This is a genomic window from Streptomyces sp. NPDC001100 (assembly GCF_053598575.1).
Genome location: NZ_JBSFKO010000015.1, coordinates 57,924 through 83,318 on the forward strand (window position 1 = coordinate 57,924; position 25,395 = coordinate 83,318).

Annotated in this window: 24 protein-coding genes and 1 tRNA gene; 16 read left to right on the forward strand and 9 right to left on the reverse strand. The window is 70.8% G+C overall.

Annotated elements, in window-relative coordinates:
• The first annotated feature begins 12 nt into the window (after positions 1 to 12).
• Positions 13 to 201 (forward strand): DUF5703 family protein, encoded by a 189-nt coding sequence (locus ACWDEW_RS22560; protein WP_005485166.1) that lies wholly within the window; start codon positions 13 to 15, stop codon positions 199 to 201.
• Between the two features lie 110 nt (positions 202 to 311).
• Here the strand turns inward: ACWDEW_RS22560 and ACWDEW_RS22565 are convergent, their stop codons facing one another.
• The 3 genes from ACWDEW_RS22565 to ACWDEW_RS22575 form a co-directional block, all read right to left on the reverse strand.
• Positions 312 to 1,412, reverse strand: coding sequence for a chaplin (locus ACWDEW_RS22565; RefSeq protein ID WP_450514736.1), 1,101 nt, complete (start codon positions 1,410 to 1,412; stop codon positions 312 to 314).
• A gap of 180 nt (positions 1,413 to 1,592) precedes the next feature.
• Positions 1,593 to 1,826: a chaplin ChpH gene (chpH, locus tag ACWDEW_RS22570; RefSeq protein ID WP_019066065.1), complete on the reverse strand. Its 234-nt coding sequence runs from the start codon at positions 1,824 to 1,826 to the stop codon at positions 1,593 to 1,595.
• A 160-nt stretch (positions 1,827 to 1,986) separates the two neighbouring features.
• Positions 1,987 to 3,312, reverse strand: coding sequence for a M20/M25/M40 family metallo-hydrolase (locus tag ACWDEW_RS22575; protein WP_450514737.1), 1,326 nt, complete (start codon positions 3,310 to 3,312; stop codon positions 1,987 to 1,989).
• A 200-nt stretch (positions 3,313 to 3,512) separates the two neighbouring features.
• Between ACWDEW_RS22575 and ACWDEW_RS22580 the strand changes: the two genes are divergently transcribed.
• Positions 3,513 to 3,600: transfer RNA gene (locus ACWDEW_RS22580), tRNA-Leu, on the forward strand.
• 132 nt (positions 3,601 to 3,732) lie between these two features.
• Here the strand turns inward: ACWDEW_RS22580 and ACWDEW_RS22585 are convergent.
• Positions 3,733 to 4,980: an MFS transporter gene (locus ACWDEW_RS22585; RefSeq protein WP_450514738.1), complete on the reverse strand. Its 1,248-nt coding sequence runs from the start codon at positions 4,978 to 4,980 to the stop codon at positions 3,733 to 3,735.
• 493 nt (positions 4,981 to 5,473) lie between these two features.
• Between ACWDEW_RS22585 and ACWDEW_RS22590 the strand changes: the two genes are divergently transcribed.
• The 4 genes from ACWDEW_RS22590 to ACWDEW_RS22605 all read left to right on the forward strand — a co-directional run bounded on the left by ACWDEW_RS22590 (position 5,474) and on the right by ACWDEW_RS22605 (position 11,971).
• Positions 5,474 to 9,340, forward strand: a complete 3,867-nt coding sequence (locus tag ACWDEW_RS22590; RefSeq protein ID WP_450514739.1) for a Pls/PosA family non-ribosomal peptide synthetase — start codon at positions 5,474 to 5,476, stop codon at positions 9,338 to 9,340.
• An 80-nt stretch (positions 9,341 to 9,420) separates the two neighbouring features.
• Positions 9,421 to 10,764, forward strand: a complete 1,344-nt coding sequence (locus tag ACWDEW_RS22595) for a M1 family metallopeptidase (protein ID WP_450514740.1) — start codon at positions 9,421 to 9,423, stop codon at positions 10,762 to 10,764.
• A 75-nt stretch (positions 10,765 to 10,839) separates the two neighbouring features.
• Entirely contained in the window at positions 10,840 to 11,568 is a 729-nt protein-coding gene (locus tag ACWDEW_RS22600) for a hypothetical protein (RefSeq protein WP_450514741.1), read from the forward strand.
• 19 nt (positions 11,569 to 11,587) lie between these two features.
• Entirely contained in the window at positions 11,588 to 11,971 is a 384-nt protein-coding gene (locus ACWDEW_RS22605) for a YchJ family protein (protein ID WP_450514742.1), read from the forward strand.
• 4 nt (positions 11,972 to 11,975) lie between these two features.
• Here ACWDEW_RS22605 and ACWDEW_RS22610 read toward each other — a convergent pair whose 3' ends face one another.
• Positions 11,976 to 12,677, reverse strand: coding sequence for a FadR/GntR family transcriptional regulator (locus ACWDEW_RS22610; RefSeq protein ID WP_093624811.1), 702 nt, complete (start codon positions 12,675 to 12,677; stop codon positions 11,976 to 11,978).
• A gap of 130 nt (positions 12,678 to 12,807) precedes the next feature.
• Here ACWDEW_RS22610 and ACWDEW_RS22615 point away from each other — a divergent pair, with 130 nt between their 5' ends.
• Genes ACWDEW_RS22615 through ACWDEW_RS22630 form a run of 4 tightly spaced genes read left to right on the forward strand, consistent with a single transcriptional unit; the run spans position 12,808 to position 16,593 of the window.
• On the forward strand, positions 12,808 to 13,326 hold the full coding sequence (locus tag ACWDEW_RS22615) for a gluconokinase (RefSeq protein ID WP_450514743.1): 519 nt from the start codon (positions 12,808 to 12,810) through the stop codon (positions 13,324 to 13,326).
• Between the two features lie 51 nt (positions 13,327 to 13,377).
• The gene (locus ACWDEW_RS22620) at positions 13,378 to 14,775 is read left to right on the forward strand and encodes a GntT/GntP/DsdX family permease (RefSeq protein WP_450514744.1); all 1,398 of its coding nucleotides are present in this window, start codon (positions 13,378 to 13,380) and stop codon (positions 14,773 to 14,775) included.
• A gap of 10 nt (positions 14,776 to 14,785) precedes the next feature.
• Complete coding sequence (locus tag ACWDEW_RS22625; RefSeq protein ID WP_450514745.1) at positions 14,786 to 15,544, forward strand: SDR family oxidoreductase; 759 nt, start codon at positions 14,786 to 14,788, stop codon at positions 15,542 to 15,544.
• A gap of 23 nt (positions 15,545 to 15,567) precedes the next feature.
• Positions 15,568 to 16,593 (forward strand): L-idonate 5-dehydrogenase, encoded by a 1,026-nt coding sequence (locus ACWDEW_RS22630; protein ID WP_450514874.1) that lies wholly within the window; start codon positions 15,568 to 15,570, stop codon positions 16,591 to 16,593.
• A 518-nt stretch (positions 16,594 to 17,111) separates the two neighbouring features.
• Here ACWDEW_RS22630 and ACWDEW_RS22635 read toward each other — a convergent pair.
• From ACWDEW_RS22635 to ACWDEW_RS22650, 4 genes are all read right to left on the reverse strand, one after another.
• Positions 17,112 to 17,747, reverse strand: coding sequence for a cytochrome b/b6 domain-containing protein (locus tag ACWDEW_RS22635; protein ID WP_450514746.1), 636 nt, complete (start codon positions 17,745 to 17,747; stop codon positions 17,112 to 17,114).
• The gene (locus ACWDEW_RS22640) at positions 17,731 to 18,486 is read right to left on the reverse strand and encodes a molybdopterin-dependent oxidoreductase (RefSeq protein ID WP_450514747.1); all 756 of its coding nucleotides are present in this window, start codon (positions 18,484 to 18,486) and stop codon (positions 17,731 to 17,733) included. Before ACWDEW_RS22640 ends, ACWDEW_RS22635 begins: the two co-directional genes overlap by 17 nt.
• Positions 18,487 to 18,599: 113 nt before the next feature.
• Positions 18,600 to 20,147 carry an APC family permease gene (locus ACWDEW_RS22645; RefSeq protein WP_450514748.1) on the reverse strand — a complete coding sequence of 516 codons (1,548 nt, stop codon included), beginning with the start codon at positions 20,145 to 20,147 and terminating at the stop codon, positions 18,600 to 18,602.
• 115 nt (positions 20,148 to 20,262) lie between these two features.
• Positions 20,263 to 21,213, reverse strand: coding sequence for a hypothetical protein (locus ACWDEW_RS22650; protein WP_450514749.1), 951 nt, complete (start codon positions 21,211 to 21,213; stop codon positions 20,263 to 20,265).
• 353 nt (positions 21,214 to 21,566) lie between these two features.
• Between ACWDEW_RS22650 and ACWDEW_RS22655 the strand changes: the two genes are divergently transcribed.
• The 6 genes from ACWDEW_RS22655 to ACWDEW_RS22680 all read left to right on the forward strand — a co-directional run bounded on the left by ACWDEW_RS22655 (position 21,567) and on the right by ACWDEW_RS22680 (position 25,395).
• Positions 21,567 to 22,460, forward strand: coding sequence for a DMT family transporter (locus ACWDEW_RS22655; RefSeq protein ID WP_450514750.1), 894 nt, complete (start codon positions 21,567 to 21,569; stop codon positions 22,458 to 22,460).
• Between the two features lie 32 nt (positions 22,461 to 22,492).
• A complete protein-coding gene (locus ACWDEW_RS22660) occupies positions 22,493 to 23,014 on the forward strand; it encodes an NUDIX domain-containing protein (protein ID WP_450514751.1) in 522 nt (173 codons plus the stop codon).
• Positions 23,015 to 23,024: 10 nt separating this feature from the next.
• Positions 23,025 to 23,417 (forward strand): YidH family protein, encoded by a 393-nt coding sequence (locus ACWDEW_RS22665; protein WP_450514752.1) that lies wholly within the window; start codon positions 23,025 to 23,027, stop codon positions 23,415 to 23,417.
• Positions 23,414 to 23,734: a DUF202 domain-containing protein gene (locus ACWDEW_RS22670; protein ID WP_450514753.1), complete on the forward strand. Its 321-nt coding sequence runs from the start codon at positions 23,414 to 23,416 to the stop codon at positions 23,732 to 23,734. Before ACWDEW_RS22665 ends, ACWDEW_RS22670 begins: the two co-directional genes overlap by 4 nt.
• Before the next feature lie 164 nt (positions 23,735 to 23,898).
• Positions 23,899 to 24,195: a hypothetical protein gene (locus ACWDEW_RS22675; RefSeq protein WP_362972368.1), complete on the forward strand. Its 297-nt coding sequence runs from the start codon at positions 23,899 to 23,901 to the stop codon at positions 24,193 to 24,195.
• A 177-nt stretch (positions 24,196 to 24,372) separates the two neighbouring features.
• Positions 24,373 to 25,395 (forward strand): phosphotransferase family protein, encoded by a 1,023-nt coding sequence (locus ACWDEW_RS22680; RefSeq protein WP_450514754.1) that lies wholly within the window; start codon positions 24,373 to 24,375, stop codon positions 25,393 to 25,395.

Below are 25,395 nucleotides of genomic sequence, written 5' to 3' on the forward strand. Positions count from 1 at the left end.
ACAATAGATGCGATGCCGGAATACGAATTTGTCGACGTGTACGTACCGCGCGGGGTCTCCCGCAAGGACGCCACACGTCTGCTGACGGACCACGCCGAGTACGGACACTGGGAATTGGACCGACTGAGCCTGCTGCGCGACGGCAGCCGCAGGGTGCGGCTGCGCCGGCGGATCATCCGCCAGGTGCGTGCCACGTGGTGAGCTGAGTCGGGCGAAACGGAGCGGGCCCCGGCTGTGCGGGGCCCCTCCGTCGCGCAGATCACATGTTCCCGGGGGTCTGTTCCCAGGTCCCGGGTGCTGGTTCCCAGGCGCTACGCCGTGGCCTTCGCCTTGCGGTAGAGCACCGCGCCCGCGAGCAGCGCGCCCGCTCCGACCGGCAGCGCGAGGCCCAGCGGCAGCTCACTGCCGGTGTGCGCGAGCTGGGGAGCGCCCTGGGACCGGACGGCGGACTGCGCGGCGCCGGGCTGGGTGACGTGCGCGGAGCCGGTCGGCGTGTGACCGCCGGTGACCGGCGAGATGCCGCCCGGCGAACCGGGGTGGGCGGGGGTGCCCGGGTGGATGGGCGTCCCCGGGTGGCCGGGAGTTCCGGGGTGGCCCGGCGTCCCCGGCGGGGTCGTCCCGTGGCCGCCGCCCGGATGCGTGCCGTGGTGACCGCCACCCCCGTGATGGCCACCGCCGCCGTGGTGACCGCCGCTGCCGTCGTGGCCTCCGCCGTGGTGACCGCCACCATGGTGACCGCCGCTGCCGTCGTGGCCTCCGCCGTGGTGGCCCCCGCCACCGTGCTGCCCGCCACCGCCCGGAGGCGTCCCGTGGTGGTGGCCGCCGTCGTGCCAACCGCCGCCGTTGGCGCAGTCGTTGCCGGTGGCGGTGTTGCCGATGCCGATGACGTCGACGCTGTTGCCGCACACGTTCACCGGCACGTCGATCGGTACCTGGACGTGGTTGCCCGAGCCGACGCCGGGCGAGCCGGCGGTGTGTCCTCCGGCGTACGAGCCCCCTGAGCCGCCGTGCGCGCCGTGTCCGCCGGAGCCCCCGTGCCCACCCGCGCCGCCGTAGCCGCCCGAGTCGCCGTAGCCTCCGGAATTGCCGTAACCCCCCGAGTCGCCGTAACCGCCCGACGAGCCGTGACCCCCCGAACCCCCATGGCCGTGACCGTGCCCGCTGCCGCCGCCCTGGTTGGCGCACTTGTTGCCGACCGCCGGGTTGAGGATCCCGACCACGTTCACGGTGTTGCCGCAGACGTTGACCGGCACATGCACCGGTGCCTGCACGGAGTTGCCGGACAGTACGCCGGGCGAGCCCGAGGCGGAGCCGCTCGCGCCCGAGTCGGCGTGGGCGACACCGCCCGCGGCGGCGATCACTCCGGTCGCCGCCGCCATGGTCATCAAGCTCTTGCGGGTGACTTGTCGCATCACTGAATTCCCCCCTGCCTTCATTCCTGACTGAAATTCCCCGCGCGACTTCCCGATCGACCTTTCGCTCGGTTTCCCGGTCGATCTGTCGGTCGGTTTCTCGCGCAAAGACCGTCGGCCCCGGAGCGCATGGCGCGCGCTCCGGAGCCGAGGACGTGGTCACCCCTCAGTGGGGCGACGTCACTTGTTGATGCAGGTGTTGCCGAAGGCGGGGTTCAGCAGACCGATCACCGAGATCGTGTTGCCGCACACGTTCACCGGGACGTGCACGGGAACCTGGATGACGTTGCCGGAAACGACACCCGGGGAGTGCACGGCGGCACCCTGGGCGCCCGAGTCGGCGACGGCCAGGCCCGCTCCCGCGAGAACCAGGCCACCGGTGGCAGCCGCAGCGGCGACGACCTTCTTGATCATTATTCCTCCTTGTTGGCAAAAGCGATCTCGTGTTGCCGATCGCATCACCTGTAACGAGGAGGGAGTAATGGAGCTACGAGCTTATGAGCACATTCACTCGTCCCAGTCGCCTCCCGCACGCGCGGTCGAATTCAGGCGTCAACCGGTGTCACCCGACGTCTCACGAGGCGTCGATGAACCGGTCCAGCACCCGCACCCCGAACTTCAGCCCCTCCACCGGCACCCGCTCGTCGACACCGTGGAACATGCCGGCGAAGTCCAGCTCCGGCGGCAGCTTGAGCGGGGCGAAGCCGAAGCCGCGGATGCCCAGGTCGTCGAAGGACTTGGCGTCCGTACCGCCGGAGAGCATGTAGGGGATCGCCTTCGCGGTCGGGTCCTCGGCGAGCAGCGAGGACTGCATGGCCTCGACCAGGGGGCCGTCGAAGGAGGTCTCCAGCGCCTTGTCCGAGTGCACGTCCTCGCGCTTGACCTTCGGGCCGAGGATCCGGTCCAGGTCGGCGAGGAACTCCTCCTCGTGGCCCGGCAGGAAGCGCCCGTCGATGTTCGCGGTGGCCTCGCCGGGGATGACGTTGACCTTGTAACCGGCGTTCAGCTGCGTCGGGTTGGCGGTGTTGCTGAGGGTCGCGCCGATGAGCTTGGCGATGCCGCCGAGCCGCTTGAGGGTCGACTCCATGTCCTCGGGGTCGAGCGGGGTGCCGAGGGCGTCGCCGAGTTCGTCGAGGAAGGCCCGGGTCGTCTTGGTGACCCGCACCGGGAACTTGTGCCGGCCCACCCGGGCGACGGCCTCGGACAGTTCGGTGATCGCGTTGTCCCGGTGGATCATCGACCCGTGCCCGGCCGTACCGGCGACGGTCAGCTTCAGCCAGTGCATGCCCTTCTCGGCCGTCTGGACCAGATAGAGCCGCCGCTCCTCGCTCACCGTGAACGAGAACCCGCCGACCTCGCTGATGCCCTCGGTGACGCCCTCGAACAGCTCGGGGTGGTTGTCGACGAGGTGCCGCGCCCCGTACGTGCCGCCCGCCTCCTCGTCCGCGAGGAAGGCGACGACGATGTCGCGCGGGGGCCGGCGCCCGCTGCGCAGCCGGTCGCGGACGACCGCCAGGGTCATCGCGTCCATGTCCTTCATGTCGACGGCGCCGCGCCCCCACACGCACCCGTCCGCGACCTCGCCGGAGAAGGGGTGATGGGTCCAGTCCGCCGCGTTCGCCGGTACGACGTCCAGGTGGCCGTGGATGAGGAGCGCGGGCCGGGAGGGGTCCGTGCCCTCGATCCGGGCGACCGTGGAGGCGCGTCCCGGGTGGGACTCGAAGATCCGGGGTTCGAGGCCCACCTCGGCGAGCTGCTCGGCGACGTACTCGGCCGCCTTTCGCTCACCCGGGCCCGAGTGGTCGCCGTAGTTGCTGGTGTCGATCCGGATCAGCTCGCGGCAGAGGTCCACGACCTCGTCCTCGCCGGTGACGCCCTTGGCCGTGCCCGTGTCGCTCACGCTGCTTCCTCCCACTGTCACTGCTGGTGGTCCTGTCCCTCATCCTCTCTCTCCCCGGCCCGCACCCCAAGGGCGGTCCGCGGCCGTCACACGCCGTTCACGCGGGAGGCGGGTGGGAACAGGGGGTGATCGGCCACCCCTGGAAGCCTGGTAATGTTTCCTTCGTCGCCGCGGGGGAAACCACGCGCGACAGACACCTTGTCCGGGTGGCGGAATGGCAGACGCGCTAGCTTGAGGTGCTAGTGCCCTTTATCGGGCGTGGGGGTTCAAGTCCCCCCTCGGACACCAGCTGGGACCCCACACTTCGTGTGGGGTTTCTCGCGTTTCACGTCCGTGGCGTCGTGACCGCGCTCCATGAGGACGCGCACGGCACGTCCGCCGCCGGATCCACCACCGGTGGCAGCCGTGACGGCGGGGTATTCATCGGGTTTCCTCGGTCAGGGCGGGAGGAACGGCGACCGCCCCGCCGGGGTCGGTGAGCGGCCGGAACGTGGCCAGCACCATCAGCAGGGTCCCGCCGGCGCACCAGGCGCCGATGACGGTCGGGGTGGGCAGGTGCTCGCTGAGTGCGCCCGTGATCAGGATCGCGGCTCCCTGGGCGAGTTGCACGCCGCCGTTCATCACGCCGAACGCCCGGGCCCGGTATTCGTCGGCGATTGCCTGCTTGAACAGGGTCTGGGCGGCCGGCAGCAGCAGCGCCATGGCTGTCCCGGAGACCATGACCACGACGACGACCACGACCAGAGGCGGATCGAACAGCGCGGGAACCAGGACCAGCGGTGCCAGGACGGCCAGCGGGCGCATCAGCAGGGTCCGGACCCCCGGCGACAGCAGACGGTTCAGGACCAGGCCGCCGATGGCGACGCCGAGCGGGTTGGCCGCCATGATCAGGCCCTGGGTTCTGCCACCGTCGCCGAGGTCGGACGCCCAGGCGGCGGCCAGTCCCTCCGGGACGATCACGAAGGTCACCACACCGAAGGTGATGATCGCGATCGCGCGCAGCAGCGGGTCGCCGAACACCGCCGCGTACCCCTGGCCCGTCTCGCGCCACAGGCCGGTGCGGCGGGCGGCCGTCAGGGTCGCGGGGCGTTTGCGGACGTACAGGCGCAGAAGCAGCGCAGAACCGACGAACGTGAGGGCGTTCAGCGCCAGCGCCACCTGTGGGCTGTAGCCGGCGATCGCTCCGCCGAGCGCGTATCCGGCGACCTGTGAGGCGTTCAGGACGGAGTTGTTGAGGGCCAGGGCCAGCGGATACCGGTCGCCGGTCAGGATCTGCGGGAGCTGGGCGGAGCGGGACGCCTCGAACGGCGGGGACGCCAGGCCGCCCGCCAGCAGCAGCGCGAAGAGGACCGGGATCGGCATGCCCGGGATCGCGACGAGTCCGATCAGTGCCGCGCGGATGAGATCGCAGGAGATCATGACCGTGCGTGCGGGGTACCGTTCGGCGATCGCGGCGAGCACGGGGCCGCCGAGCAGCCAGGGCAGATACCCGATGGCGAAAGCGGCGGCGGAGGCCAGCGCCGAACTGGTCCGCTCGTACACCAGCAGGGTGACTGCGGCCTTGCACAGATAGTCCCCGGTCCAGGACAGCGCACTCGCGACGAACACCGCACGGTATTCCGTCACCGCCCACAGCATCCGATAGCCCACCGGCCGGTCGGCTGCCACCAGACGAATCCCCTTCCCCGCTGCGAGACACCGGTGCAGGGCGGCGACCCGCGACCGAAGTCGATTCATTCGTCATTTAGCCTCATGGTCGTCCCGCGTGACAAGCCCCGACTTCGTCACCTGATGTGCGAACGCAGAGGGTTAACAGGGGAGTTGGCCGAATCCCGGTCCGGGATTGTCTGATCGACGACATATGTCGGTACGCCGCCCCGCCGGAGGCCGTCGGCCCGATCCCTCCGAAGCGGAGAGCAGCCCTGGCCGGTTTTGTGGGGGATGTCTCCCTGGATCAGAAGATCACCAGGTCAGAGCATTGCCGGATGCTCACGGAGCGCCCCCGTTCGGCTCCCCCGAGTGGCCGTCGGACGACCTGAGGCCTAGCGTCGTACTAAAATTTCCGGCTTGTTACGGAACGGAGCTGGAGCTGGACAACCCCAGGCGTACCTGCGGGCCCGCCAGCGCCCCGGAAGTTACCGGGCTTGAGACGCGAGGACCGATGGCAGCGATACACGAGAGCAGTGCTCTCGGCCTGCTCGACGAAGAGATCCGCACCCAGTTCGGCGATACGGCACGTTTCTCCGCGGCACCCGCCGCCTCGCCCCGCACGCTCGTCGACATCTTCGACGCGTCGGTGCGGTCGTATCCCGACGAGCTCGCCCTGGACGACGGCACCGTCCGCCTCACCTACCGTGCGCTGGCCGTCGAGGTCGAGACCCTGCGCCGCACCCTGGCCGCCGCCGGTGTCGGCCTCGGTGACCGGGTCGGTGTGCGCGTCCCGTCCGGGACCAACGACCTCTACATCGCGATCCTCGCCGTGCTCGCCGCCGGCGCCGCCTACGTCCCCGTCGACGCCGAGGACCCGGACGAGCGGGCCGAGCTGGTGTTCGGCGAGGCCGACGTCCGTGCCGTCATCGGCGCCGAGCACGCGCTGACCGTGCTCGGCCACGGTGACGCCCCGGCCGCCCGGCCCGACACCGAGCAGGACGCGTGGATCATCTTCACCTCCGGCTCCACCGGCAAGCCCAAGGGCGTCGCCGTCACCCACCGCAGCGCGGCGGCCTTCGTGGACGCCGAGGCGGCACTGTTCCTCACCGACGAACCGATCGGTCCGGGTGACAGGGTCATGGCGGGCCTGTCCGTGGCCTTCGACGCGTCCTGCGAGGAGATGTGGCTGGCCTGGCGCTACGGCGCCTGCCTGGTGCCCGTCCCCCGCTCCCAGGTCCGCAGCGGCGCCGACCTCGGCCCCTGGCTGGTGGACCAGGACATCACCGTCGTCTCGACCGTGCCGACCCTGGCCTCCCTGTGGGAGCCCGAGGCGCTGAACGACGTACGCCTGTTGATCTTCGGCGGTGAGGCCTGCCCGCCCGAGCTGGTGCAGCGCCTCGTCACCGAGGGCCGTGAGGTGTGGAACACCTACGGCCCGACCGAGGCGACCGTCGTGGCCTGCGCCTCCCTGATGACCGGCGACGAGCCGATCCGCATCGGACTCCCCCTGAACGGCTGGGAGTTGGCCGTCGTCGACGAGGCCGGAGTGCCCGTACCCATGGGCGGCAGCGGCCAGTTGGTGATCGGCGGGGTCGGTCTCGCCCGCTACCTCGACCCCGAGAAGGACGCGGAGAAGTACGCGCCCCTCGAATCGCTCGGCTGGGAACGCGCGTACCGCAGTGGCGACTTGGTCAAGGCCGAGCCGGAAGGCCTGATCTTCCTCGGTCGCGCCGACGAGCAGATCAAACTCGGCGGACGCCGGATCGAGTTGGGCGAGGTCGACGCGGCCCTCCAGGCACTGCCCGGAGTCGCGGGCGCGGCAGCCGCCGTACGAACCGCCCGCAGCGGCAACCAACTTCTCGTCGGCTATGTCGTCACCCAGGAAGGCTGGGACCAGCCCTCCGCCGTCGAGAAGCTGCGCGCCGAACTGCCCGCCGCCCTCGTGCCGTTGATCGCCCCGGTCGAGGACCTCCCGACCCGCACCTCCGGCAAGGTCGACCGCAACGCGCTGCCCTGGCCGCTCGAAGGCCTGGAGACCGGTGGCGCCAAGGAGCAGCTCTACGGCACGGAGGCCTGGCTCGCCGAGCAGTGGGCCGAGGTGCTCGGCATCCCGGTGAGCAGCGCGGCCGACGACTTCTTCGCGATCGGCGGCAGCAGCCTGGCCGCCGCCCAGCTGACCACCCGGCTGCGCACCCGGTACCCGAGCGCGGCCGTCCTCGACATCTACCAGCAGCCCACGCTCCGCAAGCTGGCCCGGCACCTGGAGGACTCGGCGCAGGGCGACGGCACGGCCCGCGTGATCGCGCCGGTCCCGACCCGCGCCAAGGTGATCCAACTCCTCGCGCTGGTCCCCCTGTTCACCTTGGCGGGCCTGCGCTGGACGGTGGCACTGGCCGCGCTCGGCAACGTACTGGGCGGCTATGCCTGGCTGCCCACCGCCTCCTGGTGGCTGGTCGCCGCCGGCGCCCTGCTGCTCTTCAGCCCGCCCGGCCGGCTCGCGATCGCCGCGGGCGGTGCGCGCCTGCTGCTGCGTGGCGTGAAGCCGGGACGCTACGACCGTGGTGGCAGCGTCCACCTGCGGCTGTGGGCGGCGGAGCGGCTGGCCGAGTTCAGCGGGGCGACCTCGCTGACGGGCTCGTGGCTGGAGCGGTACGCACGCGCCCTGGGCGCCAAGGTCGGCCCGGACGTCGACCTGCACTCCCTCCCCCCGGTCACCGGCATGCTCAAGCTGGGCCGCGGGGCCGCCGTCGAGTCCGAGGTGGACCTGTCCGGCTACTGGCTGGACGGCGACCGGCTGGAGATCGGCCCGGTCAAGGTCGGCGCGCACGCCGTCGTCGGCACGCGCAGCATGCTGTTCCCCGGCGCCCGGGTGGGCAAGCGGGCCGAGGTGGCGCCGGGTTCGGCCGTCACCGGCACGATCCCGACCGGCCAGCGCTGGGCGGGCGCGCCCGCGGTCAAGCTCGGCAAGGCCAAGCGCAACTGGCCCAAGGAGCGCCCGCAACGGGGCACGTACTGGCGCGTGATGTACGGCGTGACGGGCTTCGCGCTCACCATGCTGCCGGTGATCGCCGGAGCGGTCGCGCTCCTGGTCACCAGCCTGTTCGTGGCCCCGGGCGACGGTCTCGGCGAGGCCCTGCGGGGCGCGTCCCTGGCCCTGGTCCCGGCGACGCTCGCCTTCGGGCTGACGTACGCGCTGCTGATCCTGATCGGTGTACGACTGCTCAGCCTCGGCCTGCGCGAGGGCACGCACCCCACGCACAGCCGCATCGGCTGGCAGTCGTGGACGGTCACGCAGCTGATGGACCTCTCCCGCGAGACCCTGTTCCCGCTCTACGCCGGGCTCGTCACGCCGGTGTGGCTGCGGCTGCTCGGCATGCGGATCGGGCGCGGCGCCGAGGTGTCGACCGTGCTGGCGCTGCCGAGCCTGACGACCGTCGGCGAGGGTGCCTTCCTGGCCGACGACACCTTGACCGCGCCGTACGAACTCGGTGGCGGCTGGGTGCACATCGGGCGGGCCGAGATCGGGCGGCGGGCGTTCCTCGGGAACTCCGGGATGACCGCGCCCGGGCGCAGCGTGCCGGACGGCGGGCTCGTCGGGGTGCTGTCGGCGACGCCGAAGAAGGCGAAGAAGGGCACGTCGTACCTGGGCCTGCCGCCGGTGAAGCTGCCGCGCAGCACGAGCGGCGGCGACCAGAGCCGGACGTACGACCCGCCGGCCCGGCTGCTGTGGGCGCGCGGGCTCGTCGAGCTGTGCCGGATCGTGCCGGTGTTCTGCTCGGCGGCGCTCGCCCTGCTGACGGTGGTCGCGCTGTGCGCGCTGGGGGTGTGGGCGCCGCTGCTGGCGGGCCTGGTGCTGCTGGCCGTGGGCGCGCTCGCCGGGCTGATCTCGATCGTGGCGAAGTGGCTGCTCGTGGGACGGCACCACGGTGCCGAGCACCCGCTGTGGAGCGGCTACGTGTGGCGCAACGAGCTGGCGGACACCTTCGTCGAGGTCGTCGCGGTGCCGTGGCTGGCCGGTTCGGTGCCGGGCACTCCGGTGCTGACGGCGTGGCTGCGCGGGCTCGGCGCGCACATCGGCAGGGGCGTCTGGGTGGAGAGCTACTGGCTGCCCGAGACCGACCTGGTGACCCTGGAGGACGCCTCCACGGTGAACCGCGGCTGTGTGCTCCAGACCCACCTCTTCCACGACCGGATCTTGCGGACGGATACTGTGGTCCTCCGTGAGGGCGCGACGCTGGGTCCTGGCGGAATCGTCCTGCCCGGCAGCGTGGTCGGGGCCCGAACCACTCTGGGGCCCGCATCGCTCGTGATGGCGGCGGAGTCCGTCCCGGACGACACCCGCTGGCTGGGCAATCCGATCGAGTCATGGCGCCCCTGAACACAGGTCGCGCCGAGTCGGCTTCGGAGGGCGGTGCACGGGTACGAGATACGAGCACATCGCAGGGAGCAGACGCAGCAGTGACCGTTCAGCAGGCGGCAGGTCCGGACCCGTACTTCCCGGCAAACGGCGATGCCCGCTACCGGGTGCACCGCTATGAGCTGGCGCTGGACTACCGCCCCGGCCCCAACCGGCTGGCCGGCACGGCCCGTATCAACGCCATAGCGGGCCGTGCTCCGCTGCCCGAATTCCAGCTGAACCTGGGCGACTTCAAGATCGGCCGGATCCGGGTGGACGGCCGCCAGCCGCACTACACGCACCGCGGCGGCCGGCTGCGCATACGGCCCGCGAAACCGCTGCGGGCCGGTGCCGCGTTCACCGTCGAGGTGCACTGGTCGGGCAACCCCAAGCCGGTCGCCAGCCCCTGGGGCGGCCTCGGCTGGGAGGAGCTGACGGACGGCGCGCTGGTGGCGAGCCAGCCGGTCGGGGCACCGTCCTGGTACCCGTGCAACGACCGCCCCGCCGACAAGGCGTCGTACCAGATCTCGATCACCACGCCGTCGGCGTACGCGGTGGTGGCGGGCGGGCGACTGCTGACGCGCACGACGAAGGCTTCGACGACCACGTGGGTGTACGAGCAGTCGGCGCCGACGTCGAGTTACCTGGTCGGCCTGTCGATCGGGAAGTACCAGACGGTGCTGCTGGGCGACCCGGGTCTCGGTGGTGTCCCGCAGCACGGACACATCCCGTCGGACCTGCTCCCGGAATTCTCAAGGGACTTCGCGCGGCAGCCCGCGATGATGGAGCTGTTCCAGGAGCTGTTCGGCCCGTACCCCTTCGACGAGTACGCGGTCGTGGTGACGGAGGAAGAGCTCGATGTCCCCGTCGAGGCACAGGGGTTGTCGCTGTTCGGCGCCAACCACGTCGACGGGGCCCGGGGTTCGGAACGACTGGTCGCGCACGAGCTGGCCCACCAGTGGTTCGGCAACAGCGTCTCCATCGCCGACTGGCGGCACATCTGGCTGAACGAGGGTCTCGCCAAGTACGCGGAGTGGCTGTGGTCCGAGCGCTCGGGCGGCCGTACGGCCCACCAACACGCCGCCGCCGCGCACCGGTTGCTCGCCACGCTCCCCCAGGACCTGCGCCTCGCCGACCCCGGCCGCAAGTCCATGTTCGACGACCGCCTCTACGAACGCGGCGGCGTCACCGTCCACGCGGTGCGCTGCGCCCTGGGCGACATCGCGTTCTTCCGCATGCTGCGGAGCTGGGCGAGCGTCCACCGCAACGGCACGGTGACGACAGCGACGTTCACGTCGCACGCGTCCCGGTTCAGCTCCGAGCCGTTGGACCAGCTCTTCGACGCGTGGGTGTACGGGACCCGACTGCCGCCGATGCCTTCGGCGGAAACCGGGATCGCGGTCTGAGTTGTCGGGTCCGTTGCGGCTCCGTTGCGGGTGAGGAGCTGACGGAGTATCAAGTGGCTTCACGGGGGTGAGGTCATGGCGTCTGCATGGAATCGACGGTGCGCGGAGACGGGTGAGTGGCTGGAGGTCTATGGGGAGACCGAGCCGCGGTCCATTCCGCTGGAGCGGATCTTCGCAACAGGACCGGAGAAGGCGGCCCCTTTCACGGGGTATCTCTACGTCTGGACGCTCGGGTACACGCGGGGCGCTCCCGACGTGAAGGTCACGCTGCTGTTCCCTGCCATGGGTGGTTGGCGGGTGAAGGATGTCCAGGCCATCGTGTATCACCTGCCGCCGGTGGAGGACGAGCGGGCGTGGCGGGCCACACTGGCCAGAGACATACGGGCGGCCGGTCCCGTTCTGGAGGCCGCCGGCAAGCTCACGGCCGAACTGGTCGGCTTTCCCGAACTCGACGCGATCACGTCCGCTGCGGCCCACATGAGGGCGCGCAGCGCGCCCCAGATGCAGGACGAGGAGTGGTACGTCAAGAGAGTGCACCGCAGTCCCGGCGGAAACCTGTACCAGGGAGTCGAGTGGACGCTCCCGGCGAACTTCGTGAAACAGATCGGGACCCGGGTCACCGGCGCCCTCCTCGTACAGTTCGTCGGTGCGGCACCCGCGTACGCGGACAGTGATCCTCCTGACAGCGAGCCGCTGCCTCTCCTCGCCTGCGCGGCACTCACCCGCGACAAGGAGGTGAGCCTGCCCGAGGACGACTACGTCCGGCTGCCGCTCCGTGTCACCCCCGAGCGTCCGCGAACGTAGTCCCGGCACAATGGTCCCCATGCCCCGACCCACTCCCTGCCCCTGCGGCCTCCCCACCCCCTACGACACCTGCTGCGGCCGCTACCACTCAGGCACCGCCGCCGCCCCCACCGCCGAGGCGTTGATGCGCTCCCGCTACAGCGCCTTCGTGCGGTTGGACGCGCCGTATCTGCTGCGCAGTTGGCATCCGAGGACGCGGCCCGCCGAGCCGCTCGACCTCGACCCGGGGATGCGGTGGACGGGGCTGGAGATCCTGGAGACGGGTGGCGGGTCTGCGTTCCACCAGGCGGGGACCGTGACGTTCCGGGCCTCGTACAAGGGCGGCGCGATCCATGAGCGCAGCCGGTTCGAGCGGGTCGACGGGGCGTGGGTGTACCTCGACGGGGAGTTCATCGAGGTCTGAGGCTCTACGGCGCCAGGATGTCGAGTTCCTGAAGCGCGCCGATCGTGATCTCGCGGGTCAGGGTCTCCGCGCGGACCGCGTCGCCCTCGCGGACGGCCTCCGCGACCTGGACGTGGAGGGTGACGGCGGCCGGGTCGGGGTCCTCGAACATGACCTCGTGGTGGGTGCGGCCGGCCAGGACCTCGGTGACGACGTCGCCGAGGCGGGCGAACATCTCGTTGCCGGAGGCGGCGAGGATCACCCGGTGGAAGGCCACGTCGTGGACGAGGTAGGCCTCCAGTTTGTGGCCGCGCGAGTTGGCCACCATGCCGATCGCGCACTCGGTGAGTTCCGCGCACTGTTCCGCCGTGGCGAACTTGGCGGCGAGGCCCGCCGCGATCGGCTCGACCGCTGAGCGCAGCACCGTGAGGGAGCGCAGTTGCTGCGGGCGGTCGGCGCCGGCCAGACGCCAGCGGATGACCTGTGGGTCGTAGACGTTCCACTCGGCCTTGGGGCGGACGGTGACGCCCACTCGGCGGCGGGACTCGACCAGGTGCATGGATTCGAGGACGCGGACCGCCTCGCGCATCACAGAACGGGACACCTCGAAGTCCTTGGCGAGCTCGTCCGTGCGCAGGACGCTGCCCGGCGGGTACTCGCCCGCGGTGATGGCGGGGCCGAGGGAGTCGAGTACGCGGCCGTGCAACCCGCGGCCCGGAGTGGTCATGCACTCAGCGTACGGGTCGCATCACGGAACCAAAAAGTCAGACTTATATGTCACAGACTCTTGAATTCGTCGTACCTAATCGGTTTCAGTGGGATCGACATCAGGTGTCGACGGAGACAGTGAGGCAGCGATGCGTACCCCCCATGTCGTCGTGGTGATGGGCGTAGCGGGCACCGGGAAGACCACCATCGGTCCCCTGCTCGCGGCCCGGCTCGGTGTGCCGTATGCCGAGGGCGACGACTTCCACCCGCAGGCCAACATCGCCAAGATGTCGGCCGGGCACCCGCTGACGGACGAGGACCGGTGGCCCTGGCTGGACGCCATCGGCTCCTGGGCGCACGGGCGCGCGGGGCTCGGCGGGGTCGTCAGCAGCTCGGCGCTGAAGCGGTCGTACCGCGATCGCCTGCGGGCCGCGGCCCCCGGGGTCGTCTTCGTGCATCTCACCGGTGACCGCGCGCTCATCGAGGACCGGATGGCGCACCGGCACGGGCACTTCATGCCGACCGCGCTGCTCGACTCGCAGTTCGCCACGCTCCAGCCGCTGGAGCCGGACGAGGCGGGTGTCGCCGTGGACGTCAGCGGCAGCCCGGAGCAGATCGCCGAGCGGGCGACGACCGCGCTGGAGCAGGTCCCCGAGCCGACCGCCTGACACCTGTAACCCCCACTGCCCCTCCCCTCCCGTATCCGCAAGGAATCCACCGTGACCAGACTCAGCGTCGAGATGCTGGCAGCGGACCCCGTCGAGCCCATCACCTCGGCCGGCCACGCACAGCTGGGCATCGCCGTACTGGCGGGCATCGCCGTCATCGTCCTGCTCATCACCAAGTTCAAGATGCACGCCTTCCTGGCGCTGACCATCGGCTCGCTCGCGCTCGGCGCGTTCGCCGGGGCGCCGCTGGACAAGGCCATCACCAGCTTCACCACCGGGCTCGGTTCGACCGTCGCCGGTGTGGGTGTGCTGATCGCGCTGGGCGCGATCCTCGGCAAGCTGCTCGCCGACTCGGGCGGCGCGGACCAGATCGTCGACACGATCCTCGCGAAGGCGAGCCCCCGGTCGATGCCGTGGGCGATGGTGCTGATCGCCTCCGTGATCGGGCTGCCGCTGTTCTTCGAGGTCGGCATCGTGCTGCTGATACCGGTCGTGCTGATGGTCGCCAAGCGCGGCAACTACTCGCTCATGCGGATCGGCATCCCGGCCCTGGCCGGTCTGTCGGTCATGCACGGGCTGATTCCGCCGCACCCCGGACCGCTCGTCGCCGTCGACGCCGTCAAGGCCAACCTCGGTCTGACGCTCGCGCTGGGCGTCCTGGTCGCCGTCCCGACCGTGATCATCGCGGGCCCGCTGTTCTCGAAGGTCGCCGCCCGCTGGGTGGACGTCCAGGCGCCGGACCGCATGCTGCCGCAGCGCCCCTCCGAGGACCTGGAGAACCGTCCCGGCTTCGGCGCGACCCTCGCCACGATCCTGCTGCCGGTCGTGCTGATGCTCTCCAAGGCACTGGTCGACATCATCGTCGACGACCCCGAACACACCGCGCAGCGCGTGTTCGACGTCATCGGCTCGCCGCTGATCGCGCTGCTCGCGGCCGTGATCGTCGGCATGTTCACGCTGGGCCGCCCGGCCGGCTTCACCAGGGAACGGCTGTCCTCGACCGTCGAGAAGGGCCTGATGCCGATCGCGGGCATCCTGCTCATCGTCGGCGCGGGCGGCGGCTTCAAGCAGACGCTGATCGACTCCGGCGTCGGCCAGATGATCCTGGACATCTCCAAGGACTGGTCGATCCCGGCGCTGCTGCTGGCCTGGCTGATCGCGGTGGCGATCCGGCTGGCGACCGGCTCGGCGACGGTGGCCACCATCTCGGCGGCCGGTCTGGTCGCGCCGCTGGCGGCAGACATGTCGTCGACCCACACCGCCCTCCTCGTGCTGGCGATCGGCGCGGGCTCGGTCTTCTTCAGCCATGTCAACGACGCCGGATTCTGGCTGGTGAAGGAGTACTTCGGCCTGAGCGTCGGCCAGACCCTCAAGACCTGGTCCGTCATGGAGACGATCATCTCGGTGGTCGCCGGCGGACTGGTCCTCCTCCTCTCGCTGATCATCTAGGGGTACGGGAATGAGTCATCCTCTTTTCGACATCAGTGGCCGTACGGCCCTGGTCACCGGTTCCAGCCGGGGCATCGGACTCGCCCTCGCGCGGGGCCTGTCGGAGGCCGGCTGCAGGGTCGTCCTGAACGGCCGGGACGGCGAGCGCCTCACCAAGGCCGCAGCCGAACTCCCCGGTGACGTCCACACGGCGGCCTTCGACGTGACCGACGGTCCGTCAGTAGCCTCCGGAATCAAGGACATTGAAGACCGGGTCGGGCCGCTGGACATCCTGGTCAACAACGCGGGCATGCAACTGCGCGCCCCGCTCCTGGAGTTCACCGACTCCGACTGGCACCGGATCATCGACACCAACCTCACCAGCGCGTTCCTGGTCGGCCGCGAGGCGGCCCGGCGGATGACGGAACGCGGCCACGGGAAGATCATCAACATCTGCTCGCTGCAGAGCGAGGTGGTCCGCCCCGGCATCGCGCCCTACGCGGCCACCAAGGGCGCGTTGAAGATGCTCACCAAGGGCATGTGCGCCGACTGGGGCCCGTCGGGCGTGCAGGTCAACGGTCTCGGTCCGGGCTACATCGAGACGGAACTGACCCAACCCCTCGTCCAGGACGAGGAGTTCAGCGCCTGGGTGCGCAGGCGGACCCCGGCCGGTCGCTGGGGCACCACGGACGACCTGGTCGGCGGAGTGCTGTTCCTGGCGTCCCCCGCCGCGGACTTCGTGAGCGGACAGGTGCTGTACGTCGACGGCGGCATGACGAGCGTGCTGTGAAAGAGGACATCATCGTGCCGGACGTGCTGGGTTGTGTGATCCACGGTCAGGACGACCTGCGGATCGAGGAGTTGCCGGTCCCCGTGCCCGGCCCCGGTCAGGCCCTGGTCGCCGTCCGCTACGGCGGCGTCTGCGGCTCCGACCTCCACTACTGGCGCCACGGCGGCGTCGGCGACTTCCGCCTCAAGGAACCGATGCTGCTCGGCCACGAGGTGGTCGGCACGGTCCTGTCCTACGGCACCGGGGCCTCAGGTCCCGCCCCCGGTACCGCGGTTGCCGTGCACCCGGCCACTCCGTGCGGGGTCTGCCCCGAGTGCGCGGACGGTCGACGCAACGTCTGCCGCGACACCGCGTACCTGGGCAGCGCGGCCCGCTTCCCGCACGTACAGGGCGGATTCGCGGCCCAAGTCACCGTCCCCGCCGAGCAGTTGAGGCCGCTCCCGGCGGGTTTGGAGCTGCGCCGGGCCGCCCTCGCCGAACCGCTCTCCGTGGCCGTGCACGCCGTACGCCGGGCCGGGGACGTGACCGGACGGCATGTGCTGGTCACCGGCGCGGGACCGATCGGCTGTCTGGTCGTCGCGGCGGCGAAGGCGGCGGGCGCGGCACACGTCACGGTCACCGATCTGCTTCCGGCGGCGCTGAGTTACGCCACCGCGGCCGGTGCCGACACCGTCGTACGGGCCGATGATCCGGACGACTCCGGGTGGCCGGCAGAGGTCGACGTGGCCATCGAGGCGTCCGGGGTGGCGGCCGGGCTCGACACCTGTCTGCGGCTGGTGCGGCGGGGCGGGGTGGTCGTGCAGCTCGGGATGCTGCCGCCGGGGCAGAGTCCCTTCGCCGGGAATCTCGTCGTCAGCCGGGAGATCGAACTGCGGGGCGCGTTCCGCTTCGACACGGAGTTCGACGACGCGCTCCAACTCCTCGCCGTGGAGCCCGCGTTCGACGCGCTCGTCAGCTCGGTGGTACCGGTCCGGGACACCGAGTCGGCGTTCGCGCTGGCGGCCGACCGGAGCCGGTCGTGCAAGGTACTGCTGGACTTCGGGGACTGAGCGGGGTCATCGGGCCGGGGCGGCGAACGTCGCCGCCCGGACCCGTCCCCCCAGAGGGAAGGCCTCCGGGCCGACGCCGAAAGCGGCGGCCGCACCCCGTGTCCCGGGGTTCCCCGCCCGGTCCCAGGCCCGCCCCCGGGCGGGAAGGCCACCGGACCGACGCCGAAAGCGGCGGCCGCACCCGGTTCCCGGAGTTCCTTCCGGAGGTTCCACGCCGACTGCCGCAGCCGCCGCCCGTCCTGGCACAGGGCGGTCGCCCTCGCGGCCGACGGCCTTCGGCCTCCCGACCCGGCATTCGGCGTCCGCGCCGACAGCTCCGCCTCTCAGCCACAGGCCGCACCGCACCGCCTGCGGAACCGGCCGTCTGCACCGCCATCGGCACCCACGACCAGCTGCCCGCCCCTGCCGGAGAGCCACAGCCGTACAGCCGCAGGACCGCAAGGCCACAGGGCCACAGGGCCACAGGCAGCCCGAAGCCCCCTCCACCGCGGCAGCAAACCCCCTACACCCCTACACTCCTACGGCTTCCACAGCGGATGTTCCCGCTTCGCCCACTCCCTGCTCACCGACCCGGTGCGCAGGCCCGCACGTGCCTCCGGGTCGCCGAGCGCCATGCCGATGTGGCCGCCCAGCACGATGCCGATGGTGAGGGCGAGCCAGTCGTGGACGAAGGTCGCGCTGGTGCGCCACATGATCGGGGTGAGGTGGGTGAACCACATCATCAGGCCCGTGCCGAGCATCACCAGCGTGGCGCCGGCGATCCAGTTGGCGTAGATCTTCTGGCCGGCGTTGAACTTGTCCGCGGGCCTGGCCGACCGGCGTTTGTCGCGCATCAGGGCGCCGCGCAGCCAGACCCGGTCGTGCGGGCCGAAGCGGTTGAGGAAGCCGAGGTTGACGCGGAAGCCCCGGGAGAAGAGGCCGAAGAGGACGGGTACGGGGAGCGTGACTCCGGCCAACTCGTGAATGCGGACGACGAGTTGGCGGCGACCGACGAGTTCGGCGAACTCCGGGATGTAGAGGCAGGCCGCGGTGGCCACGCAGATGCCCATCAGCGCGGCCGTGGTCCGGTGCACCCAGCGGTCGGTGCGGCCGAAGCGGCGGACGCGGGACGAGGGTGCCGTGGCGGGTGCGTGGGCTTCAGCTCGTAGGGTCATCGTCGCGTCCGTTCGACTTGCCGACCCAGGCGTCGACGTCGTAGCCCCGGTCCTCCCAGTAACCGGGCTTGACGTGCTCGGTGACCGTGATGCCGGAGAGCCACTTCGCGGACTTGTAGAAGTACATGGGGGCGACGTAGAGGCGGACCGGGCCGCCGTGGTCGTGGCCCAGGGGTTTGTCCTGCATGCGCAGCGCGACCAGGATGTCCGAGCGGCGGGCCTGGTCGAGGGTGAGGCTCTCCGTGTAGGCGCCGTCGAAGCAGGTGAAGCGGACCGCCCCGGCCTTGGCGCGCACTCCCGCGGCGTCCAGGAGCCGGGACAGTCGCACCCCCTCGAAGGGGGTCCCGGGGACCCGCCAGCCGGTCACGCACTGGACGTCCTTGACCAGCCGGGTCTGCGGCATGGCGCGCAGGTCGGCCAGGGTGTAGGTGGCCGGCTTGTCGACCAGGCCGTCGACGGTCAGCCGGTAGTTCTGGGCGTTCCTGTTCGGCACGGACGCGGTGACGGAGTAGTAGCGGAAGCCGCCGCCGTTGGGGAGCAGTCCGGTCAGCCCGGTGGGGTCCTTGCCGGAGAGGGCGCCCAGGAACCCGTCCATGCCCTTCTGGAGGACGGGCGCGGACACGACGCCGAGGGCGCCCAGGCCGAGGGTGCCGAGAAGGACACGGCGGCCGATGGGCCGGCCCTGCGCTTCCTTCTCCTCCTCGGACGGCTCGGGCGACTCGGCTGGTTCAGGGTTCACGCACTCATTCGAACACCCGCGACCCCGGCGCGGCCAGGGATCGCGGATGCTCGTCAGACTTCCGTAACCACTTCTTACGTGCTTCTCAGCAACGACAGCCCGCCCACAGGTTCCTACGGCGCCTCCGTGGCCGCCTTGTCCAGCTGGAACGCCTCGTTGCCGAGCCCGATGCGGGCGTGCGCCTCGGGGTTGCGGGCGCGCAGGAACAGGCCCTGGGCCAGGCCGACGAGCAGGGCGAGTCCGACGATGCCCGGCAGGATCCAGCTCAGGGACGAGCCGGGGCCCGCGCCGACCAGGACGTCGAAGTCCTTGACGGTGTAGACGGCGATGACGACGAGGGCGATGCCGGAGAGCGCGGAGGTGACCAGCCGCCAGGCCTGGGCGCCGGCGGAGCCGCGGCGGGCGAAGAAGACGATCACCGAGAGGGAGGCGGCGGCCATCAGCAGGATCACGCCGAGGGCGCCGATGTTGCCGAACCAGGTGAACAGGTGCAGGACCGGTTCGGTCGGGTCGCCGGTCGGCTTGTCGTCGGCGACCGCGAAGACGATCACGATCACGGCGGACACCGCGGTCTGCAGCAGCGAGCCGGTGCCGGGGGCGCCGCTGGAGCCCGTCGTACGGCCGAAGGCGGACGGCAGCAGGCCCTCGCGGCCCATGGCGAAGGCGTAGCGGGCGACGACGTTGTGGAAGCTGAGCATGGCCGCGAACATGCCGGTGACGAACAGGACGTGGAGCACGTCGGTGAAGGTGCCGCCGAGCCGGGACTCAGTCAGATAGAAGAGCAGACCCGCGCTCTGCTTCTGGGAGACACCGACGACCTGGGAGGGCCCGGTCGCGACGGTGAGCGCCCAGCAGCTGAGCGCGAAGAAGACGGCGACGCCGCTGACGGCCAGGAACATCACGCGCGGCACCAGGATGTGCGGGCGGCTGGTCTCCTCGGCGTACACCGGGGCCTGTTCGAAGCCGAGGAAGGCGGCGATGCAGAAGCACAGGGCGGTGCCGACACCGGCGCCGCTGAGGGTGCCGGGGTTGAAGGCGTGCAGGGACAGGCCCTCCTTGGCGGGGTCGGCGACGGCCGCGATGTCAAAAATAACAACGAGCGCGACCTCGACGATCAGCAGGACACCGAGCACGCGCGCGTTGACGTCGATCTTCAGCCAGCCGAGCCCGCCGACGACGGCCACGGCCACCAACGCCGGTATCCACCAGGCGACTTGGACGTGGGCGTAGGTGGAGAAGAGCCCGGAGACCTCGAAGCCGAAGATGCCGTAGATGCCGACCTGGAGGGCGTTGTACGCGACGAGTGCCACCAGGGCCGCGCTCGCGCCGGCGGTGCCGCCGAGGCCGCGGGAGATGTAGGCGTAGAAGGCGCCCGCGTTGTGCACGTGCCGGCTCATCTCGGCGTAGCCGACGCTGAAGAGGACGAGGACGACGCCGAGGAGGACGAAGAGGAGCGGCTGCCCTTCGATGCCCATCACCGCGAATGTGGTGGGCATGACACCCGCGACCACCATGAGGGGCGCTGTCGCCGCAAGCACGGAGAGCAGCAGGCCCCCGGTGCCGAGGCGGTCGGCGCGCAGGGCGCGCTCCTGCCCTCTGAACGTACTGATGCCGCCGCCGTCCGCGGTGGCGCTGCTCGTACTGGAACTGCCCGTCGTCATGGCGGGAACGTCCTTTCGGGGTCGCTACGGGTTCGTTGCTACGGTCGCGTTACTCCGCTACGGCGGCGTTGCTACGGTCACGTTTCATCGCTACCGGGCCGTCGGTACGGGGGTGTTACGTCGTACCGAGCGCACGGTCGCGCGCGGCACGGAAAGCGGTGAGCGGGTCACGGTCCGGGTAGGACCAGGGGGCCGGCGTCGGGTGGTCCCCGATGCGGTGGAACAGGGCGGCGGCCTCGGCGCTGCGGCCCTCGCAGTACTTGGCGTGGGCGAGGAAGTTGAGGTCGACCAGGCGGCGCGGATGGCCCTCGTGCTCCCACTCCAGCCACCAGTCGAAGGCGGCCTTCATCACCTGCCGGGCCCGGCGTCCGGACCAGTGCCCGGAGGTCGCGGGGTCGGCGGGTTCGAGACCGGCGGCGGCCAGCACGCGGTAGCGCTCGGCGTGCGCGATGACCGGCAGGATGGCCAGCGGGGAGTCGGCCGGGGCCTGTTCGGCGGCCCAGTAGGCGAAGTCGTAGACCTCGTGCAGCGGGTCGAGGCCGGCGGTGGCCCGGCGCTCGGCCAGCCTGGCGACCATCAGGTGGTGGGCGTGGTGGTGGTCGGCGTGCCGGTGGCGGACCTCGTCGAAGAGCTGGACGACGCCCTCGTCGGTGCCGAGGCTGTGCTCCAGGAGGAGCATTCCGAGCCAGGGCGTGGGATCGGCGGGCACACGCGCCGCGGCCGTACGGCAGGCGTCGCGGGCCTTGACGGACTTCTCCTTGCCGGCCAGTACACGCTGGACCATGGCGAGGGCGAGCAGTACGGAGGCGTCGGCGGACTCGGGCTCGGCGAGCAGCCAGTCACGGGCCCAGGCGGCGGTGTAGGACTCCTGGGCGAGAACGGTGACCCGATGGGCGCGCAGATCCCACTCGTCGCCCGTCTGGGCGAGCAGCCCACGCGCCGCCTGCCAGCGTCCCTGGGCCAACGCGGCGCGCGCGGCGACGAGCTCTCCGTCGTCGAGGGCGGCGTCGAATGCCTGGGCCGCACGTTTGTGGCGGCGTCCGAGGGGTGGCGGGGGTGGTGACACCCGGGTATTCCTCACGATCCTCACGCGACGCTGCGGGACATCGGCGTGCCATCGGCCGATCACGCACAGCAAACCCCCAGCCAACACTTCACGTCAAGCGCCGAACGCTTGTTACTCCTGTCAACTACCTTCACGCAAAAGGCACTTGTGGCCACAACCCCTACCCGGGACGGTACGCTCCCAAGCGTTCACGGGTAACCGATGTGTCGTACGCCATGGCGCTCGGGCGCGCGGCGGCGGACCATGGCAGCACGGTCCCGCTTCCGGACATCCCCAGGGGCACGCCGGACCCCGGGGCGCTACAGTCGCCCAAACGCACCCCGTAGCCCGGCCCAACGATCGAGGTACGCAGCGTGTCGGTTCTGGTTCTGATGCTCTCGGTGAGCGCGGCCTGTTGCCTCGGCTTCGGGTTCGTACTCCAGCAGAACGCGGCCCAGCAGGCACCTCTGAGCGACTTCCTCTCCCCGAGACTGCTCCTCGACCTCGTGAAGGTGCCGCGCTGGCTCGGCGGTATCGCCCTGATGGTCGCGGGCATGGTGCTGGGCGCGATAGCCCTGTCCCAGGGCGAGGTCTCCCTGGTCGAACCGCTCCTCGCCACGAACCTCCTCTTCGCCCTCGCCCTCTCCCGCAAGCAGACGAGACAACCCCTGGGCCGCCAGGGCTGGGCGGGCCTCGCACTCCTCGCGGGCGGCGTCACGGCATTCATCGTCGCGGGCGAACCGCGCAGCGGCACAGCGGTGACGGACCCCTTCCGCCACTGGCTGATCATCGGCGCGATGGTGGGCCTCGCCCTCCTCCTCACCACGTACGCCAAACGCTCCCGCCTCAGCGCGGGCCCGGTCCTCCTGGCCCTGGCCGCCGGCCTCCTCTACGGCGTGCAGGACGCACTGACCCGCGTCAGCGGCCAGCGCTTCACGGAGGGCGGCCTCACCGAACTGGTCACCGGCTGGCAGCCGTACGGCGTACTGGCGCTCGGAGTGACGGGCCTGCTCCTCGTGCAGAGCGCGTTCGAAACGGCCCCCCTGCGCATGTCGCTGCCCGCCCTCACCGCGGCCCAGCCGCTGGCCGGGATCATCTGCGGGGTGGGCTTCCTGGGCGACCGGCTGCGCACCGACACCGGTGCGCTGGCCTGGGAGGCGGTGGGCCTCGCCGGAATCGTCGTAGGCATCCTGCTCCTGGGCATGCACCCCGCGATGCCACGCGGCACGACGAAGCCCCAGCCGGCCCTGAACCTCCAGCCCCGCTGACCATCCCACCCCTCTCCTGTTTGGATGGGGCCATGAGCGCAGCAGACGAAATCCTGGACATCGTCGACGAACACGACCGAGTGATCGGCCAATCCCCGCGAGGCGAGGCCTACGCCCGGGGCCTGCGCCACCGCGCGGTCTTCGTCCAGACCCGAGACGCCCAGGGCCGCGTCTTCGTCCACCGCCGCACCCCCACCAAACTGGTCTTCCCCTCCCTCTACGACATGTTCGTCGGCGGAGTGGTCGGCGCGGGCGAGTCCTACGACGAAGCGGCCCTGCGCGAGGCAGAAGAGGAACTCGGCGTCACCGGCCTCCCCCAGCCCGGCTTCCTCTTCAAGTTCCTGTACGACGACGGCGCCGGCCAGACCTGGTGGTCGGCGGTGTACGAGGTGCGCTGCGACCTGCCGGTCAGCCCCCAGGTGGACGAGGTCGACTGGCACGCCTTCCTGGAAGAGGGAGAGATCGTGCGACGCCTGCACGAGTGGGAATGGGTACCGGACGGCCTGGCAGCCTACGAACGGCTCAAGGAGTACCACTCCAAGACGGCCGGATAGGGTCGTTCCCGTGATCGATTTCGCACGGAACGTCCGGCTGTGGTTCGCGCCCCAGGAGATCAGCGAGGAGGGCGGCACCCCCGACTACCGGTTCTCGCTGGCCAACGAGCGCACCTTCCTGGCCTGGCTGCGCACCGCGCTCGCACTGATCGGCGGAGGCTTCGCGGTCGACCAGTTCCTGCCGGACCTGCGCTGGGCCTGGCGCGTCGGCCTGGCCCTCGCCCTCCTCGCGGCGGGCGTCCTGTGCTCACTGCGCGCGGTCAACCACTGGGTGCGCTGCGAACGGGCGATGCGCCAGGGCAAGGATCTGCCCGTATCCCGTTTCCCCGCACTGCTCAGCATCGCCGTGGCGATCGTGGCCGTGGCGATGGTCGTCGTCGTACTGGCCGGATGGGAAGGATGACCAGCCCGACCCCGGACCGCGACCCGGGCCTGCAACCCGAACGCACCCGCCTCGCCTGGCGCCGCACGACCCTGTCGAGCACGGTAGCCGCGGTCCTCGCCGTAAAAGCGGCACTGCACGGCGGAGTCACCGCGGAAGGCGTCATCATCTGCGCCCTGTGCTGCGGACTCTGGCTCGGCTTCCTCACCGTGGCCCACCACCGCATCACCACCCTCACAGCCGGCGGAACACCCCCACCCCTCTCCCCCCGCCACGCCACAGCGGCTGTGCTGTGCACAGTGGCCGTGGCGCTGTGCGCCGCAGTGCTCGTGTACTGACTGGGGGATCAAGACGGATCACACACCCGCAGTCCCCGACCCGACCACCGCCCGCGGGCGCCCCACCCCCAACCCCGACGCCACGCACCCCGGATCACCCGATATGACCGATTCCCATGGCAGCCTGTGCGACGTCATCCCCCGCACCTCCGAAGGCGAGCGCCATGACCACCCTGCACCTGGAGCACTCCGCGCACACCCACACCCACGGCCCGGACTGCGGCCACGCCCCGGTCCCGCACGGCGATCACGTCGACTACGCGCACGACGGCCACCTGCACCGCGAGCACGGCGGCCACTGGGACGAGTGCGAGCCGGGCGGCCATGTCGCCCACCAGGAGCACGCACACCAGCACGGCCAGGACTGCGGCCACGAGAGCGTGCTGCACGGCGACCACGTCGACTACGTCCACGACGGCCACCGGCACGCTCTGCACGACGGCCACTGGGACGACCACTGAGCCGAACCCCACGGCCCCGGACGGCCTGAACGCACCACCCCGCAGCTCCCCGCCGCCCCGAGCGGGGAGCTGTCGGCCTATCGTGGGCCCCGTCACGTTTCACTCCCCCACTGGACTACATACCGACCGGTCGGCATGATGGTGGGCGACGTGTTCGTCCATTCCCAGGAGTGATGTATGAGCCCCGACCACCCGCCCGGACTCGATCTCGACCGGCTGCGCGGTCTGCTCGACCGCGAGCGGCCCGGTCTGGTCACAGGCCCCCTGTCCGGCCGGCTGATCGAGGGCGGACGGTCGAACCTCACCTACGCGGTCACCGACTCCACCACCAAGTGGGTCGTACGACGCCCCCCGCTGGGCCACGTCCTGGCGACCGCGCACGACATGAAGCGCGAACACCGGGTGATCAGCGCCCTGCACCCGACGAACGTACCGGTGCCGAACCCCGTGCTCCTCTGCGAGGACGACGAGGTACTCGGGGCACCGTTCTACGTCATGGAGTTCGTGGAGGGCACCCCGTACCGCACCGTCGACGAACTCGCCCCGATCGGCCCGGAGCGCACCCGGGGCGCGGTGTTCGAACTGGTCGACACGCTGGTCGAGTTGCACGCGGTGGACCCCGCCGAGGTGGGCCTCGCGGACTTCGGCCGCCCCGAGGGCTTCCTGGACCGCCAACTGCGCCGCTGGGGCAAGCAGTTGGCGGCATCCCGCAACCGCGAACTGGCCGGCGTCGAAGAACTGCACGCGGCCCTGGGCCGCCGCCTCCCCACCTCTCCCGCCCCCACGGTCGTACACGGCGACTACCGCCTGGACAACGTCCTCATCGGCGAGGACGACAGGATCAAGGCGATCCTCGACTGGGAGATGTCCACACTCGGCGACCCACTCACGGACCTGGGCCTGCTGGTGATGTACAGCATCCCGCTGGAGCTGCCCAACTCCCCCATCTCCACCACCGCTTCGGCCCCCGGCCACCCGACACCCACCGAGCTGATCGAGCGATACGCCGCGCGCTCGGGTCGCGACGTGTCCTCGGCCGCCTGGTACACGGCGTTCGCGTGGTTCAAGCTCGCCGTGATCCTGGAGGGCATCCACTACCGCTACACCCTGGGCCAGACCGTCGGCCGCGGCTTCGACCGCATCGGCGAGCTGGTCCCCGTCTTCATCGAGCACGGCCTGACCACCCTTCAGGAAGGCTGA